The sequence below is a fragment of the Hyphomonas sp. UBA3195 genome, assembly GCF_002366485.1.
GTDB lineage: Bacteria > Pseudomonadota > Alphaproteobacteria > Caulobacterales > Hyphomonadaceae > Hyphomonas.
The window spans coordinates 46,179-62,267 of the sequence record NZ_DEXB01000020.1; the positions used below are offsets into that span (position 1 = coordinate 46,179).

Sequence of the window (16,089 nt, forward strand, 5' to 3'; positions counted from 1 at the left end):
TCGCTCCTCAGGGTTCAATGGGGAACATGACACACGCCACCTTAACGTCAATGAAGTTGGCGGTTGTGTCCTATTCAGATTCATCCAGTCGTTTTGCTTTCACCTGCTCGACAACGGCGTCGGTCAGCCCCTTCTGGCTCGTATAGTATTGAGTGTTGCGCAAGAGTTCGCCGAGTGCCGAGTTAACCGTGATGTTGAACAGGAAGGGTTGCCCCGTCAGCACCTGATTTCCGTCACCATACGCGATCCCCTTCCGGCTCTTACCCTCCAGAATGAGAGAAATGGTCATCCGATCGCGGACGTTGCCGTCAAGGCCAAGCTCAAGGACCGTGAAATCGAAATCCTTCAGCGCTTCAAAGGCCATTTTTGCGTTTTCGTCTGCTGCGCCAGCAGAGTCCGCAGCCGTGCCCAGATAGGAGATATAGCCCCCATCCGCATCGGCTCTCAACCGAGCATCGCGGACCAGAATATCTGTGCCGTCAATGTCGATTGGAAAGCTGCCGGACACAGTGCCGGTCGCTCGTGTGTCGGGCAGTTTCAAAACCTCGACCAGTTTCGCGAGTTCGATTGCTTCTGCCGTAACTTCAATGTTCTGTTGCTCGCCGCCAAGCGACCAGACAAAGGGCGGCAATGCCAGTGTCCCCCCGGCGAAGGGGAATGCAGCCGACTCGACTTTGAACTGCGTACCCTCGACCAGCTGAAACGTGATTTGGCCATTCTCCAGCGGTACGCCGGGGTTGAGACGCTCGACGAGGATGGTCTGTCCTGGCTCGGTGGTCAGGGCCAGCAATTCGCGAAAGGCGACGGTGCCGTTGACCCCCTGCACCCGGCCAAGCCGTGTCGTCTGAAAACCGAATTCGGAAACCGAGACTTCCCCTGTCCCTTCGATCTTGCCTCCAACAATGTCAAACCGCGCCGCCGCAGCAAGACCGCCGCGCGCATCCGTGAAAACGCCCCGCAAACGGTCTGACAGGCGCCAAGGCTGCAGGGCACCGGGCTCGAATTGCAGGTCACGGCTCTCCAGCGCCGCCATGCCACTCAGCTTCGTCACGTCGAGGCGAAGCAGTGTGTCCGCAACGGTGATGCCGTTTGACGCAAGCCGCAAAGGCCCGGACATGCTGAAATCGGCACCGCTCAGAGTTGCGTCCAGGTCTGCTGTCAGCGGCTGGTAGAGGGGGTCATCGCGATAGTCGCGGATAATCACACCGTCGGCGCTCATACTCCCCTTCACACCACCCTCGCCCGTTGTGCCGTCGAAGCGGAAATCACTGGAGCTGACATTGGCGGGCACAAGCGTTCCGTTGAACTTGGTTGCCCCCAGTCGCGCCGACAGAGCGGGCGCGGCGTTCAGACGGGTGGCAATGCCCAGCCTCAGTCCGTCGCCATCAATGCTGAGCGTCTCCTCACCGATGCCAAGGGCCAATGAGACAGAGTCTGACACCGCCGAGACGCTCGCAGTCTTTCCGCCCGTCCAGTCAATCTGTGCATTTGTGAAGCTGACCGTCCCGGCATTCGATGAGAAAGCGACCGGAACCACCAAGTCTCCGAGTTTTGTGGCCCCGGCAAATCCGGCCCCCGGCGAGATGAAGTCTTTCCCTTCCGGGCATATCGGCGTGCGGAAAGCGCCGAGGCTGACCGATCCGAACCGCAAGCCCTGGCTGTCCAGTGACAGGCAGGACCGATCCGGAGTGGATATCCGCCACCCCGCCTTGTCGGACGACACCAGCAACTGACCGGACAGGCTGGAAAAGTCGAGATCAAAGCCGGACACATTACCCGCGACGCCGATCTTGCCAGATGTCTCAAGCGCCATCTCCCCTTCGCCGACGCGTTGATAGTCAATCCGTTTCAAATCGGCTGAGAGAGTCCTGCCACCTGCCGACCAGGAGGACAGTTTCAGATCCGTCGCGTTGAAATGCGACAGGCCCATTTCGGACATCTGGACCTGAAGGTCTGCCGTAAGGGCTGGCAAACCGCCGCCTTTCAAAGAGAGCTGACCTGCTACCGATCGATCACGGCCCATCCAAGAGAGCCATTTTCCGTTAGCGCCAGGCAAGATGTCTGCCGCCAGCCCTGATTGTGCGTTGAGCTGCGCCGGCCCATCCGCCGAAATGGCCCATCCGTCCGCCTTGTGCTGAGCCTCGACCGTAACCGACGCATTGAAGGCCGTTAGCGCTCGACGCAGCGCGCTCGTGAGACTAGCTTCATGGGCCGCGAACATGTCGGGCAGATTGACCAAGTCGAGCAACTGGTCAGATGTCGCGGCAGTCAACGATGTCCCGGACGTCGATACATCGGCCTTGAAGTCGATGCCGTCCGCGACCGTCCTGTCCAAGTTTGCCCGGATCGACGCACGTTGCGTGCGGCCCTGAGGAACGTCCAGGTCGCTTGCAGAAGCCAGTACAGGGCCGATGACGTGCCCCGCTTCGCCCGCAAGATCGAACTCCAATTGCATGTCGCGACCGGCAAATGCGCTGCCGGAAACTTTCGACGCATCTGTCTCGGCAGAGGCCTCAACCAGCGCATTCAAAATCGAGTCGATCTCAAAGGATGGCAGACGATCCAAAATGGCACGCCCCCTACTTGATGCATTGGAAATTTCATATCCGCTCCAGGAGGCGCTGGCGACATGTCCGTCCCAGACAATTTGTGTGTCACCTGCTCCGTCGAGGGGGGAATTCAGCAACGCGTCGAGTTGAACGTTTCGCGCCTGAACGCCGCGTATATCGGCCTCGGCAAGATCCAGAAAAGCCTCGCCTTCCAGCTGGCCGTCGCTGGCGGTGACATCGACTCGCCCCTCCGACCAGACCAGCGTGCCGTCCGGACCGGACAGGGACACCGGGTCGAGTACCATCTGCAATGTGCCGGATTCGGGAAATTCGCCTTCCAGATCGACCGATGCCCCGATGTCGCCGGCGCTTGTGGCCAGCAAGACGCGGCCCTTGGTAATCTTCACTGGAGGCAGCGGACTGCCACTGTCCCCGCCAGACCCGCCCAGATTTTCAAGCCCATGAAAGCGAATACCACGATCATCCAACGTGCCGTGCAATTCCGGCGCAATAACCGATACGGCACCGAGAGACGGCACCAGCCCCTTCCAGGATATGTCTGCAATTACTTCGTCTGCCACGAAGGGCGTCTCGTCGCCGGATTTGATGCGCACCCCGGTAATCACCGCGCCACCAGGCCCAAGGCGCTTGAAATCGGCCTCGCAAGTCAGGGACTGGTCATGGCACCACTGCGCCAATGCCTGTTGGGCGATGTATTTGCGACCGAGCCAGCCGAGTGCACCAAAAAGCAGGATCAGGGTCAGGATCGCGACCAGCAGCCAACGCCCCCAATTCAGGCGGCGCGTGCCCGCCTTCGAGCCTTCAACCTCTAAATCTTTGTAATGTGGCGTATTCACTGACGGTTCCGGCTTGCTTCTTGCTTTGATTGGCTACTAGGATTTGTAGGAAAGCAAGAAGGCCAAATTGAGCAAGAATGTCGTTTCTTAACGTGTAAACGGTATAAAAGGTCCTTCTGACATTCACAGTCTTGAGAGACAGAGGTGCTGGGTGGCACTGGAGTGAGGGAGATCGCGCCATGGTGCATGACGTGAAAACAGTCGAAACGAACACTGCCGAGCCGGGCCGAACGGTCTCGCATGGCGTGAAGAGTCTGGTCGTATTGGGTCTGTTGGGATCGGTTTCGGCCATTCTGGGCCTTGTAACGGTCGGTCCATCCAATGAGCCGGTCGGAATGGGCGCCGCCCATGCATCGCCGGCCCCGCCGCCCCTCGCCACAACACTCTTGTCTGCAACCGAATTCGAGCCCGGCCTTGGCATTCCAAACCGCGTAAGCGGCACGCTGAAAAGCCGCGAAACGCTGACGGAACTCGTTACGCGCCTTGGGGCCGAGCCATCCGATGCTGCCGCTGCACTGCACACGATTTACGAGAAGGAATTCCTCGATCCGCGGCGCCTTCGCCCCGGGGTCAAGGCCGACGCCTTCATTACCAATGGTCAACTGACCGCGCTCAACATCAAGGCGGACGCCGAACGCAATCTTTTCATCACGCGCTCAGCCGAGAGCGGCTGGACCGCCAGCGAGCTGAAAGCCCGCCTCAGCCCAACTTATCACCGCGTTGCAGCCCCAATTGAAACCTCAATCTATGAAGCCGCCCGCAAGCTGGGCGCCGGCGACCAGCAGGTTGTCGATTTTGCCAGCGCGTTTGCCTATGACGTGGATTTCCAGCGCGAGATCCATCCGGGCGATACCTTCGAAATGGTCTACGAGACCCAGGTCGATGAACGTGGTACACCGGTCAAGAATGGCGAGCTGGTGTTCGCCAAGCTGAATGGCCGGGCCCTGACACGCGGCTTCTATCGCTTCACACCCAGCGATGACGGCGTAGCTGACTATTTCGACGAGAATGGCGAAAGCGCCACGAAATTCCTGATGAAGACTCCGATCAATGGCGCGCGTCTGTCATCCTCCTTCGGCAATCGGCGCCATCCGATCTCTGGCTATACGCGCCTGCACAAGGGCACTGATTTCGCTGCGCCGTCCGGCACGCCGATCTATGCAGCGGGCAATGGCACGGTCGAGCGCGCCAGCCGCTATGGCGGCTATGGCAATTATGTCCGCATCAAGCACGCCAATAATTACAAGACCGCCTACGCCCACATGTCCCGCTACGGACCAGGCGTGCGCGCTGGCAAGCGGGTCCGCCAGGGCGACGTGATTGGCTATGTCGGCTCGACCGGTGCCTCAACCGGACCGCACCTGCACTACGAAGTCTACATCAAGGGCAAGCCAGTCAACGCGATGCGCCTGAAACTGCCGACCGGCCGCAAGCTGGCTGAGACGCCGGACATGCTTGCCGAATTCGAAGCCCGCAAGGCCGAGATCGACGCGATCCGCACAGCCCAGGGCGCCCAGCTCATGGCAGGCACCGGCTCGCTGACCAATCCACCCTCTCCGTAAAAGGAATGTCGCGGAGTTCCCGAGGCTCCGCGTATCCTGCGGCTATTGCACTGGGTGATGCGCCTCCAGAAATGTAAGCGTCCGATTCAACACATCCGAACGTGCGTACGTGGACTGCAGGAAATGATCCTCGCCTTCCATCTCCACAAAGGTGAAGTTCGGGCGGTTTCCGGTAGCTTCGCGCATCCGCGTGAACTGCCGGAAGGGCACGCGCGTGTCTTCGCGGCCATGCATGATCAGGATCGGCGCCGACATTGCCCCGGCCTGACGGACCGGCATGATGGCCGCGCGGCTGGCATCGTCTGAAAACCGGCCTGACCCGAGCATCAATTCATAGTGATTGTAAGCATCGCTGTCGGGTGTGTATTCCGACAGGCGCAGGATCGGATCCGTCACTCCGTTCACCGAGATAGCACATTTCACCCGTCCGGAATCCCGCGCGGCCACCATCAGGGCCGAATAACCGCCATAGCTGCCGCCAGCGATGCAATAACCGTCCGGCTTGGCAATGCCCTGCGCGATGGCCCATGCCGCACCGTCGATCACGTCGTCGACCATCTTGCCGCCATACTCGCCATATCCGGCGAAGCGATGCTCCGAAGTCGAACCGGTCGAGCCGCGATAGTTCGGGCGCAATACGGCATAGCCTGCCTCGGCATAGGCGCCGGACCACCAGTCGAACTCGGCCGTGTCATGGGCCACCGGGCCGCCATGCGGCAGGACGACCAGCGGAAACGGGCCATTATCCGACGTCTTGCCGGGCGGCAAGGTGACGAAACCCTGAATGGTGCGGCCATCGCGGGCCTCATACGAAATCGAAACGACATTTCCAACAGGGCGGTTCACCAGATGTGATCCGGCGCTGCCGATGCTCCCCATCGTGCCGGCGGCAGAGTCATAGACGAAATAGTCTGCCGGCCGCCCGGCCTCCGCCAGGGCGACAGAGACTTTCTTGCGGTCGGCCGTCCAGGAAGTGATCGTAACATGCTTGCCCGGCATGGCCGCCTCGATGGCGGACTGCGCAGCATCCAGTTCCGGCACGAGGAAAACCTGCTCATCCCATTCCCCACCATATTCGACCCCAACCAATGTGCCCGTATAGGGATCGATGATCGTCGCGGCGGCCCCGGCCCGCTTGTCTCCGATCATGACGGGAGACATCGATCCGTCGCGCAGCGACATGTAATTCAGGCCGCGGTTCTCACCCCTGTCGATCCAGACGATCAGGTCTCCAACGCTTTCTTCGAGCGCGATCAGGCGCAGATTACGAACATTCACATCATCTTCGAAGTAGATTTCATCCCGCCCGCGATAAACGGTCGACGTCCCGAGATTGATGTCGCGACGCAAACGGGCAACCTCTCGACCATACTGGTCGAAAACGACCTGATCTGTGTGTTTGGGGAACGTTTCAGCTTTCCGGGTCTTTCCGTTCTTCAGATTGACCGCAAATGTACGGGGCATCCAGCCCTTGTTGGATTTCGTCGGCATGATCGTACCCGAAGTCGCACCACTATCGTAAATCCATCCCATGATCAGGACCTTGCCCTCATCCTGGGGCAGCAGAGACACGATGTTCGACGTGTCCACCATGCCCCGCGTGTCGTTCATGAGTACGGTGGATTCGCCAGAGTTCACATCATACGAAACGGCCCGCCACGCCTCGAATTCCTGCATTCCGCTCTGAGTCTGCAGGCGCTCGAACATACCGAAACGAAAGATCAGACGCGCTTCATCTACCCAGAGAAAATCTTTCAGGCGATACGTGGAGTCGAGGCCGATCAGAGCAGACTCCGTGGCCCCGGTCAGGTCGAACACACACAGCGACGGCAAGCCCTGCGGGGCGCATTCAATGGCCAGTTTCGTGCCTTGAGGAGAAAGCTGCGGCTCAGCAATTCCGTCCGCACGACCATAGAGTTCCGCGATCTCGTTCATGTCCGCGCGCGCCGTCTGGCACGCGGCCGCCAGTGTCACCGCGAGCGCGGTCAATATCATTTTCAAATGCAAGATGGCCTCCCTGAGTGACAGAAAGGCCATCATAAAATTCTCGGTCGATCAACCTTTAGTTCAGGGCTGCAGCACCTTTGGCGAACCCGTTCGGGACGCCATTGATGGACAGCTGGTCGCCTTCGACCCCAATCTCGATGGTCTCGCCATCATGGATGCGGCCTTCCAGCAGGAGGCGGGCCAGAGGATCTTGCAATTCCTTCTGGATGACACGCTTGAGTGGCCTTGCCCCATAGACCGGGTCATAGCCCCGCGCGGCCAGCCAGTTGCGAGCATCGAGGCTCAACTGCAGCGTCATCTTCCGATCCTTCAGCAGCGCTTCCAGGCGCTCCATCTGGATATCGACAATATGGTCGATCTCGCCGCGGCCCAGCCGCTTGAAGAAGACGATCTCGTCGATCCGGTTGATGAATTCGGGTCGGAAATGCATGCGGATAGCGCCCATGACGGACTCTTTGGCTGCCTCCGACACCTCTCCCTCTTCGCCGCTCGCCAGCGCGTCTGCGCCGAGGTTCGACGTCATGATGATGATCGTGTTCTTGAAGTCGACCGTACGGCCCTGACCATCGGTCAGGCGCCCATCATCGAGGACCTGCAACAACGTATTGAAAAGGTCCGGATGGGCTTTCTCGACCTCATCGAACAAGATCACCTGGTAGGGCCTGCGCCGCACTGACTCCGTCAGCACACCCCCTTCATCATAACCAACATAGCCCGGAGGCGCTCCAATCAAACGGGCGACGGAATGCTTCTCGGAGAATTCCGACATGTCGAGCCGAAGGATCGCGGTATCATCGTCAAACATGAACTCGGCCAGTGCCTTGGTCAGCTCTGTCTTGCCGACGCCCGTCGGACCGACGAACAGGAAAGAGCCGATTGGGCGGTTCGGATCCTGCAGGCCTGCACGCGCACGGCGAACAGCATTGGAGACGGCCTCCAGCGCAGCATCCTGACCCACGACCCGCTTGCGCAAATCGTCTTCCATCTTGAGCAGCTTCTCGCGCTCGCCCTCCATCATCTTGTCGACGGGAATGCCTGTCCACTTCGAGACCACGGCAGCAATATGCTCTGGGCGGACGACTTCGGAGACGAGTCCACCGTCTCCCTGATCATCCTCGCTGCCTTCGACTTCGGCAATGAGCTTTTCCAGCTGCGGGATTGTCGCGAACTTCAACTCAGACGCCTTGGTCAGGTCGCCTTGGCGCTGGGCTTCCGCCATGTCGGCATAGGCCCGGTCGAGCTGTTCTTTCGCGGAGGCAGCGCCCTTCAACTTGTTCTTCTCGGCGGACCATGTCGCCGTCAGCTCATCAGACTTTGTCTGCAGATCCGTAATCTCGCTCTCGATTGTCTTGAGGCGATCCACCGAAGCAGCATCCTTTTCTTTCTTCAGAGCCTCGGCCTCGATCCGCAATTGCAGGAGGCGGCGATCGATCTCGTCGAGTTCTTCGGGCTTGGAATCGACCTGCATTCGCAAACGCGCAGAGGCTTCGTCCATAAGGTCGATGGCCTTGTCCGGCAGGAACCGGTCAGTGATATACCGGTTCGACAAATTGGCGGCAGAAACAATCGCGGCGTCCGACACGCGGATACCATGGTGCGCCTCGTAGCGACCCTTCAGGCCACGGAGAATCGAGATTGTATCGGCAACGGTTGGCTCATCCACGAAAACGGCCATGAACCGTCGTGCGAGGGCGGGGTCACCTTCAACATGTTTGCGATACTCGTCCAAAGTCGTCGCACCGATACAGTGCAGTTCGCCACGCGCCAAGGCAGGCTTGAGGAGGTTTGAGGCGTCCATTGCGCCATCACCCTTGCCCGCACCAACCAGCGTGTGCATCTCGTCAATGAACAGGACAACGCCCCCTTCCGCCTGCTGAACTTCATTCAGCACGGCCTTCAGGCGTTCCTCGAATTCACCGCGGAACTTTGCCCCCGCAATCAGTGCGCCCATGTCGAGCGCAAGCAGGCGTTTGCCTTTCAGGCTTTCTGGTACGTCGCCATTAACAATGCGCAGCGCGAGTCCTTCGGCGATTGCCGTTTTACCCACACCGGGCTCACCAATCAGGACTGGGTTGTTCTTCGAGCGGCGAGACAGGACCTGGATCGCACGGCGGATTTCTTCGTCGCGCCCGATAACCGGGTCGAGCTTGCCTTCCCGCGCATCCTTGGTCAGGTCGCGGGCGTATTTTTTCAGGGCATCATAGCCTTCTTCGGCATTTTCACTGTCAGCGGTGCGACCCTGACGGAGTTCGGCAATGGCGCCTTCGAGGCCAGATGAGGTCACGCCCGCATTGGCCAGCACGTCAGAAGCCGGATCACCCTTCAGACTGGCGATTGCCAGCAACAGGCGTTCAACGGTGACAAAACTGTCGCCAGCTTTCTTTGCGTCCGCTTCGGCAGTCTGGAACAGCTGGGCCCCTGCCTGCTCGAGACGCAGGCCAGAGCTTGCGCCTTGCACCTTGGGCAGTTTGCCAAGCGCCGTGTCTATGCCTTGCGCAACCAGTTCCGGACGACCCCCGCTTGCACGGATCAGGTTCACCGCGAGCTGGTCGCGGTCTTCCAGCATGGTCTTCAGGACATGGGCAGGCGTCAGAACCTGATGGCCATTCGCCAAGGCAGCGGTCTGTGCACCCTGAATGATCGCGCGAGCGCGCTCTGTGTATTGTTCAATATTCATCTACATCCCCTTTGAAAGGCAGATCATGGAAGTTGGTGGACAATGGCCCCGCTCAGCGGCAGCCGGTATCCGGTTCTTTCCTGATGTGGGAAGCCTTGATGGGTTTGCAACCGCCCGCACCGTCACGATACGCGCAAGAAAAAGCCCGGCCTGCAAGATGCAGCCGGGCGCTTCAAATCGGTTTGACGACTTGCAATCAGTCGGTGGTTTCGGCGGAAGCCTCTTCGGGCTGGGCACCATCATCCCCCTTCGGCGCAGCTTTACGACGACCACGGGAGACGGTTTTCAGCACTCCATCGGTTTCAGCTTCTGGCGCATCATCGGCCTTTTCGCGCTTGGCGTAAGGCTTGCGGCGACTGCGCGGACGGGGCTTGTCAGCCTTGTCATCGCCATCATCGGACTTGTCTGAATTTTCCGACGCGTCGTCCTGGTTGGATTTCGCATCGCTGGATGAGTCAGAGTCCTGATCGGAACGGTCATCCTCGTTGCGGTTCTTGTTGCGCGATTCGACTTCGGCTTCCTGCTTGGACGAATTGTCGTCATCGGCATTGCTGTTGTCATTGTTGTCATTGCTATCGCGATCATCGCGGCGATTGTCGCGATTCTGATTGCGATTCTGCTGGGAGCGTTCTTTCGCTTCCGCCTGCTTGGCCACGATGCGCTGATAGTGTTCGGCAAACTGGTAATACGCCTCGGACAGGATCCGGTCGCCGCTGGTCTGGGCGTCACGGGCATATTGTTGGTATTTGTCCAGAACCTGCTGTGCAGAGCCACGAATCTTCACATCCGGACCGACGCTTTCATAGTGACGATTCGGATTGTTGTGGCTGTTCTGGTTGTTACCGCCTGAGCGACGATTGCGCCCGCGTGAACGTTTCATGCAGATCTTCCCGTTTCATGCGCCTGATCAGTTTTCAGGCAATTCCCAGCGCAATTGGCCTTCTGGATAAAGTGGCCCCAGCCCTTGATTTGCGCGAGTCTTGTGAGGGGGACATGCAATTACACCGTGTGTGGTCGCCGTCTCACGAGAATCTTCTAGCGTGACTTTCCCAATACGCCAAGAAGAAATGTAAGTATTACACAACAGGGTGTTGCGCGGCAATGGCCCGGTCATTTCCGCCTAGATCCTTCAGACAGGTGATGGCTTCAAATCCGGCCGTTTCCAGCAAGGCGCTGACGGATAGTCTCTGGTCATACCCGATCTCGAATACGAGCCAGCCGCCGGGCTTCATCCGACCCGCTGCAAGGCCAACGATTTCCCGATAGGCATTCAGGCCATCCGGGCCGCCATCAAGCGCTGCCGCCGGATCATGGTCGCGAACTTCAGGCATGAGGCCTGCCATTTCCGCGCTGACAATATAGGGCGGATTGGAAATGATCAGGTCCGCTGCACCCCATTTCTGCCAATCGGACCATGGGCCGCTATGGATCGATGCGCGATCCGAAAGGCCGAGCCGGGACAGGTTTTCCTCCGCCAGTTCCGCTGCATCCTGGCTTGCCTCGACGCCCTCCCCGGTCGCCAGCGGTCGATTTGCGAGGATTGCGGACAACAGGCACCCACTCCCCGTTCCGAGATCAGCAATGAAGACAGGTGCATTGTCAGGGATACGCGCAAGGGCCGCCTCAACCACAATTTCGCTGTCCGGGCGCGGGATCAATGCGCGCGCATCGCTCAGGAATTCAAGACCGAAAAACTCCGTCGAGCCAATGATGTGTTGCAGAGGCTCGCGGGCGGCACGGCGCAAAATACTGTTGGAATATGCAGAATTGATTTCATCTGAAACATTGCCTCCCCCTCGCGCTATAAGGTCTGAGGACTGACAGCCAGCCGCATGGGCCAGCAACCACCGCGCTTCAAGCCGCGATGTATCAATGCCGGCTTTGCGCAACTGCGCCGCGCCTTCTGCCAGTAAAGTGTCATATGTCTTCGCAGGCAGCTTAGTTCGCCTCCATCGCGGCCAGCTTGCGCGCCCGGTCTTCCGTAATCAGCGCTTCGACAACATCGTTCAGCTTGTCGCCCGTGATGATCTTGTCGAGCGAATACAGTGTCAGGCCAATACGGTGATCCGTGACCCGGTTTTCCGGGTAATTATAGGTCCGCACCTTCTGGCTGCGGTCGCCCGTGCCGATCTGGCTGGCGCGCGCCTCGGCGCGTTCAGCATCGCGCTCGGAGCGCTCTTTCTCGTAGAGGCGAATCTTCAGCTGTTCCATCGCCTTCTCGCGGTTGACGTGCTGGGACTTTTCCGAACTCGTCACCATGATACCGGTCGCAAGATGGGTGATACGCACCGCGGAGTCCGTTGTATTGACGTGCTGGCCGCCCGCACCGGAAGACCGCATTGTGTCGATACGGATGTCTTCGGGTTTGACTTCGATCTCGACATTCTCGGGCGCAGGCAAAACAGCCACAGTCGCGGCCGACGTATGAATGCGTCCCTGCGTTTCGGTCGCTGGCACACGCTGGACGCGGTGCACACCGCTTTCCCACTTCATGTGACCGAACACGCCGTCGCCAGCAATATTGGCGACGATTTCCTTATAGCCGCCGGCATCGCCTTCGGACGCGTCGACCACTTCGACTTTCCATCCCATCGTCTGCGCGTAGCGTGTGTACATGCGGTAGAGGTCGCCTGCGAACAGGGCGGCCTCGTCTCCGCCTGTTCCGGCGCGAACCTCCAGCACGATATTGGCCGCGTCATCGACATCCTTCGGCAATAGCAGGACCTGCATCTCCTGCTCCAGGTCCGGCAGGCGGTCCTTGATGTCCTCGATTTCCATCTGGGCCAATTCAGCCATTTCGGCATCGCCAGAGGATGCCAGTGCCTGCGCCTCCTCCAGGCCCTTGCGCGCTGTCATCACTTCCCGCGCCTTGTCGACCACGGGTTTCAGTTCGGAATGCTCCTTGGACAGGGCGATGATTTCATCGGTTTCGGTCGTCGCGCCCATGCGCGCCTCGACCTGTTCGAAACGATCAACAACCTGCTGGAGCCGGGAAAGGGAAAGAGTAGCCATCCGCGCCCTTTAGAGCGCTTTTGGCCACCTGATAAGTCCCTTCGGCTGTGATTGCCTAAGTCAGAGGAGGATGCGGATCACTTCCTTACCGGCCAGCACGATCAGCGTGATCGAGGCGAGCGCGAAACACGTAAACCGCAAAACCACTTTCGGCGACAGGATCTGGACGAAGGAATGCAGAACGCGCAGGCCGACATAAATCCAGGCAATCAGCGTCGCGAGATGGTCCCCACCACCGGTCAAAGCCGCAAAGAACATCAGGGCATAGAAAATGGTCGGCTGTTCATGGAGGTGATTGTAATTGTCCGCCACAGACCGGACATTCGCCGGCAGTTTATCGCCATAGGTGCCTGGATGACGGGCGTCGTCCGGGTTTATATGAGCCTTCTGCATGGCGGGGATACGCGTCGCGTACATCCACAACCAGAGGATCAGCGTCCATACGATAAGCGCGAGAACAGGATGGAGAAATTCGACATTGATTGGCATTTTGGCCTCCCACAGCTTTTTTAATTGCGGGGAGCTTAGGCACTATTCTGCAGCATGAACAGCACTTTGCGTCCGAGAGGCTTCAGGAAACTGTGCGTGAACGAAGGCAATGAACGTGTCGATGTCTTCCGATACAATGCTGTGCCCGCCCGGCCTCAGCCACCACGCAATCCCCGCCTCTGGAACGAAATCCTGCTTCATGCCGCCCGCTGGCAATCCCGGCTCACCAGCCGCTTCATAAACGTCTGAAGCCGACAGGGCTGCGCGAAAGGAGGAATTCGGATCGGACCAGACATCGCGGCGTCCATTGCCCAGCAAGACGGGGGTTGGCGCCAACAGGCCCAGCAATTGGTGCTGATCCACCGGCAATTCGTCCAGCCGATCCAGCCAATCCTGTATTTCAGGCGCCAGCCAGTGCGGGTAGGATTCTGCCATACGCTTCAATCCTTCACCTGTTTCCGAACGCGAGAGCGATGCGCCAGCGAACCCGGTCTGGTGCGCAATGACCCCGTCAGTCCGCCGGTCCCAGGCGCCCGCGATCAGCGCAGCCTTGCCGAACCGCGAATGCCCGAACAGCACTATCGCGTCGGAATCGATCGCTTCGAGGCCCTCCAACGCGTCCATAGCGGCCGAATACCCGTAGGCCCAAGCCATCAACGTGCTGGTTGGATTGATCGGCCCGCCCAGATTGGCCATCACGCCCGGCGCTTCAGTGCGGCGATCCGGCACAAAATCCGACCCATAGAAACTCGCATAGGCAATGCCCGAATCCATGAAGCGGTCGAGCGGCACTTTGGCGATATATGTGCCGAAGATCTGGGTCGCGATGAAGCCGAATGTACCCTCCATCTCGCTGCCCTCGCAGATCGTTCCGTCGGTCGCGGTGACCGGGTAACCGGGAAAGGCCGCGCAGTTGGAAGAAAAGGTCTGGCTGATCACAAGCGGGAATGGCCCATCCCCGGCGGGAGTGGCTACAGCCAACCAGAATTGGCTCGCACCCTCACCTTCACCGATCGTGACAGGTATCTCTTCAAGCCGTCCTTTTCCGCCAAGCAAATTGGCATCGACCAGACGTGGCTCACCCCATTCGATCGGCAGTCCTTCCGGCCATGGCCCGTAGAGAACGTCCTCAAAGCCCTGCATAACGTCTGATCGGTAAGCTGGCTCATTTACAATCGCCGCCACATTAAGTTCAGGCTGGGGCACAGGCTTGTTGGCCGTCTCCAGGCTCGCATAATTCAGGCCCAGCATGGTGCAGCTGCTCATGATCAGCGCGGTCACAAAAATGAGCAACAAGAGCGGCACGCGGACAAGAAACCAGACAAGGGCACGAAACACGTTGAGCATGGACCTCTCCGAGAAAAATGTTCCGGCACCCTAGCGGCATTTATCCGGCCGCCTACCCCCTCACGGAAAAGTGGTCAGGCCGCCCGTTCCGGCTCGAACTGGGCGCGATACCGCCGCGAGCCCGGTACCTCGTCGCCCGTGTCCAGCCGCAGGGTCACATCCCCTTCGCCGGTAGGCTCAATTGCCTGCACATGGTCCAGGTTGACGATGTGTGAGCGGTGCACCCGCACATGCCGTCCGCCAGCAGCATCCAACAGACGTGACAGCTCTGTCAGCGTCAGGCGCGCCAGATAGGATTTGCCCTTGGTGACAACTTCGACGTAATTGCCCGCCGCCTTGGCCCAGATCACATCCGGGGCATTCACGAAATAGGAACGCCCACCGGATTTCAGCGTCAGCCGATGCAAATCAGTTGCGTCGCGTTGCGCCACCCGGGAATCAAGTGCGCGTTGCTCGACCAGTCGGTTCATCCAGAAGATCGCAGCGATCAGCGAATAGCTCAGCACATCCTTGCGGTATTCGTAGAGCCAGACCGAAACATTCGAGAGCCCGAAATCATAAGGAATGCCGAACACAATCGGCGTGAGCAGTTTCCTCAGGGCCACCATGGCCAGGATATGTGCGACCGAGAACAGTATTGTCGCCGCTGCATGCACCAGCAGATTGGTGCGCCACTGCCCCGCCGAGAGTGGGAACCGGCTGAGCATGAAAGTGATAAAGGGCGTCAATGCCAGGATCACGCCATGCGACGTCGCCTGGCTCAGCCATGGCAGGTTTGGGTACGGATCCCCAACCCGATTCAGCAAATGCTGATCTGACAAGGACTCCACGAGAAATGACGCGAACAAGAAGCATCCGAAATAGATCCACGTCTTCCGGTCTGCGCGACGGTCAGCTTCGATTTCCGGATGGGCGGCACGTGTCTCCATGCTTCGCTTCCTGCCACAAGCCCGGCCAAGTCCGGAATAGAAATCTCAGGATTTCGTCCCTGAATACCGCCGCCCACCCCTCTGGCGGGTCATTCGTCCCCTGCATCCACCGAACATCCCAATCCGCGTGACCTGACGACAGGCGCGCGAGAGGCTGGCGTCAAATCCACAGGAGAAACCCATGCCCAACGCTCCCGCCTTCCCGCGCCGATACGATCTAGACTGGCTGCGCATTATCGCGTTTGGCCTGCTCATTCTCTACCATTCCGGCATGTTCTACGTGACTTGGGGCTGGCACGTGAAAAGCGTGCATGCAGGCCCTGAGGCCGAATGGGCCATGATGTTGCTGAACCCGTGGCGCCTCGCGCTGCTTTTCTTCATCTCCGGTGTGGCGCTACGCTTTGCAGCCGACAAGCTGGGCGGCTCGAAACTGGCCCGGGAACGCGTCGTACGTCTGGGCCTGCCCATCCTGTTCGGCATGGCGGTCGTGGTCGCGCCGCAAAGCTGGCTGCAGCTGGTCGAATCCGGGGAGTTTTCAGGCAGTTTCTTAGCCTTCTGGCCTCAATACCTTGATTTCGGGTCGGATTTTTCGATCACAACCCCCACCTGGAACCATCTCTGGTACATTGTGTACCTGCTGGTCTACACGCTGATGCTGGC

At 59.3% G+C, this 16,089-nt stretch carries 11 protein-coding genes; 2 read left to right on the plus strand and 9 right to left on the minus strand.

The genetic code is table 11. From position 1 onward, the window contains the following. Positions 1-70: 70 nt before the first annotated feature. Entirely contained in the window at positions 71-3,406 is a 3,336-nt protein-coding gene (locus B2344_RS06905; protein ID WP_290484892.1) for an intermembrane phospholipid transport protein YdbH family protein, read from the minus strand. 179 nt (positions 3,407-3,585) lie between these two features. On the opposite strand from B2344_RS06905, the gene B2344_RS06910 reads away from it, so the two are divergent. Further along, positions 3,586-4,968, plus strand: coding sequence for a M23 family metallopeptidase (locus tag B2344_RS06910; RefSeq protein ID WP_290484893.1), 1,383 nt, complete (start codon positions 3,586-3,588; stop codon positions 4,966-4,968). A gap of 42 nt (positions 4,969-5,010) precedes the next feature. On the opposite strand, the gene B2344_RS06915 is transcribed toward B2344_RS06910, so the two are convergent. The 8 genes from B2344_RS06915 to B2344_RS06950 form a co-directional block, all read right to left on the minus strand. Then, positions 5,011-6,963: an alpha/beta hydrolase family protein gene (locus tag B2344_RS06915; RefSeq protein ID WP_290484894.1), complete on the minus strand. Its 1,953-nt coding sequence runs from the start codon at positions 6,961-6,963 to the stop codon at positions 5,011-5,013. 67 nt (positions 6,964-7,030) lie between these two features. Further along, positions 7,031-9,652 carry an ATP-dependent chaperone ClpB gene (gene clpB / locus B2344_RS06920; RefSeq protein WP_290484895.1) on the minus strand — a complete coding sequence of 874 codons (2,622 nt, stop codon included), beginning with the start codon at positions 9,650-9,652 and terminating at the stop codon, positions 7,031-7,033. 196 nt (positions 9,653-9,848) lie between these two features. Beyond that, complete coding sequence (locus tag B2344_RS06925) at positions 9,849-10,532, minus strand: DUF4167 domain-containing protein (protein ID WP_206992438.1); 684 nt, start codon at positions 10,530-10,532, stop codon at positions 9,849-9,851. Between the two features lie 196 nt (positions 10,533-10,728). Next, positions 10,729-11,589: a peptide chain release factor N(5)-glutamine methyltransferase gene (gene prmC / locus B2344_RS06930; protein ID WP_349679783.1), complete on the minus strand. Its 861-nt coding sequence runs from the start codon at positions 11,587-11,589 to the stop codon at positions 10,729-10,731. 1 nt (position 11,590) lies between these two features. Further along, positions 11,591-12,664, minus strand: a complete 1,074-nt coding sequence (gene prfA / locus B2344_RS06935) for a peptide chain release factor 1 (protein WP_206992436.1) — start codon at positions 12,662-12,664, stop codon at positions 11,591-11,593. A gap of 60 nt (positions 12,665-12,724) precedes the next feature. Then, positions 12,725-13,153, minus strand: a complete 429-nt coding sequence (locus B2344_RS06940) for an MAPEG family protein (RefSeq protein WP_290478544.1) — start codon at positions 13,151-13,153, stop codon at positions 12,725-12,727. Between the two features lie 42 nt (positions 13,154-13,195). Further along, on the minus strand, positions 13,196-14,500 hold the full coding sequence (locus B2344_RS06945; RefSeq protein WP_290483463.1) for a hypothetical protein: 1,305 nt from the start codon (positions 14,498-14,500) through the stop codon (positions 13,196-13,198). Positions 14,501-14,574: 74 nt separating this feature from the next. Continuing rightward, positions 14,575-15,429 (minus strand): LytR/AlgR family response regulator transcription factor, encoded by an 855-nt coding sequence (locus B2344_RS06950; RefSeq protein ID WP_290484896.1) that lies wholly within the window; start codon positions 15,427-15,429, stop codon positions 14,575-14,577. A gap of 181 nt (positions 15,430-15,610) precedes the next feature. Here B2344_RS06950 and B2344_RS06955 point away from each other — a divergent pair. Continuing rightward, positions 15,611-16,089 (plus strand): acyltransferase family protein (locus tag B2344_RS06955; RefSeq protein ID WP_290484897.1); only part of this gene is annotated, 479 nt, incomplete at its 3' end.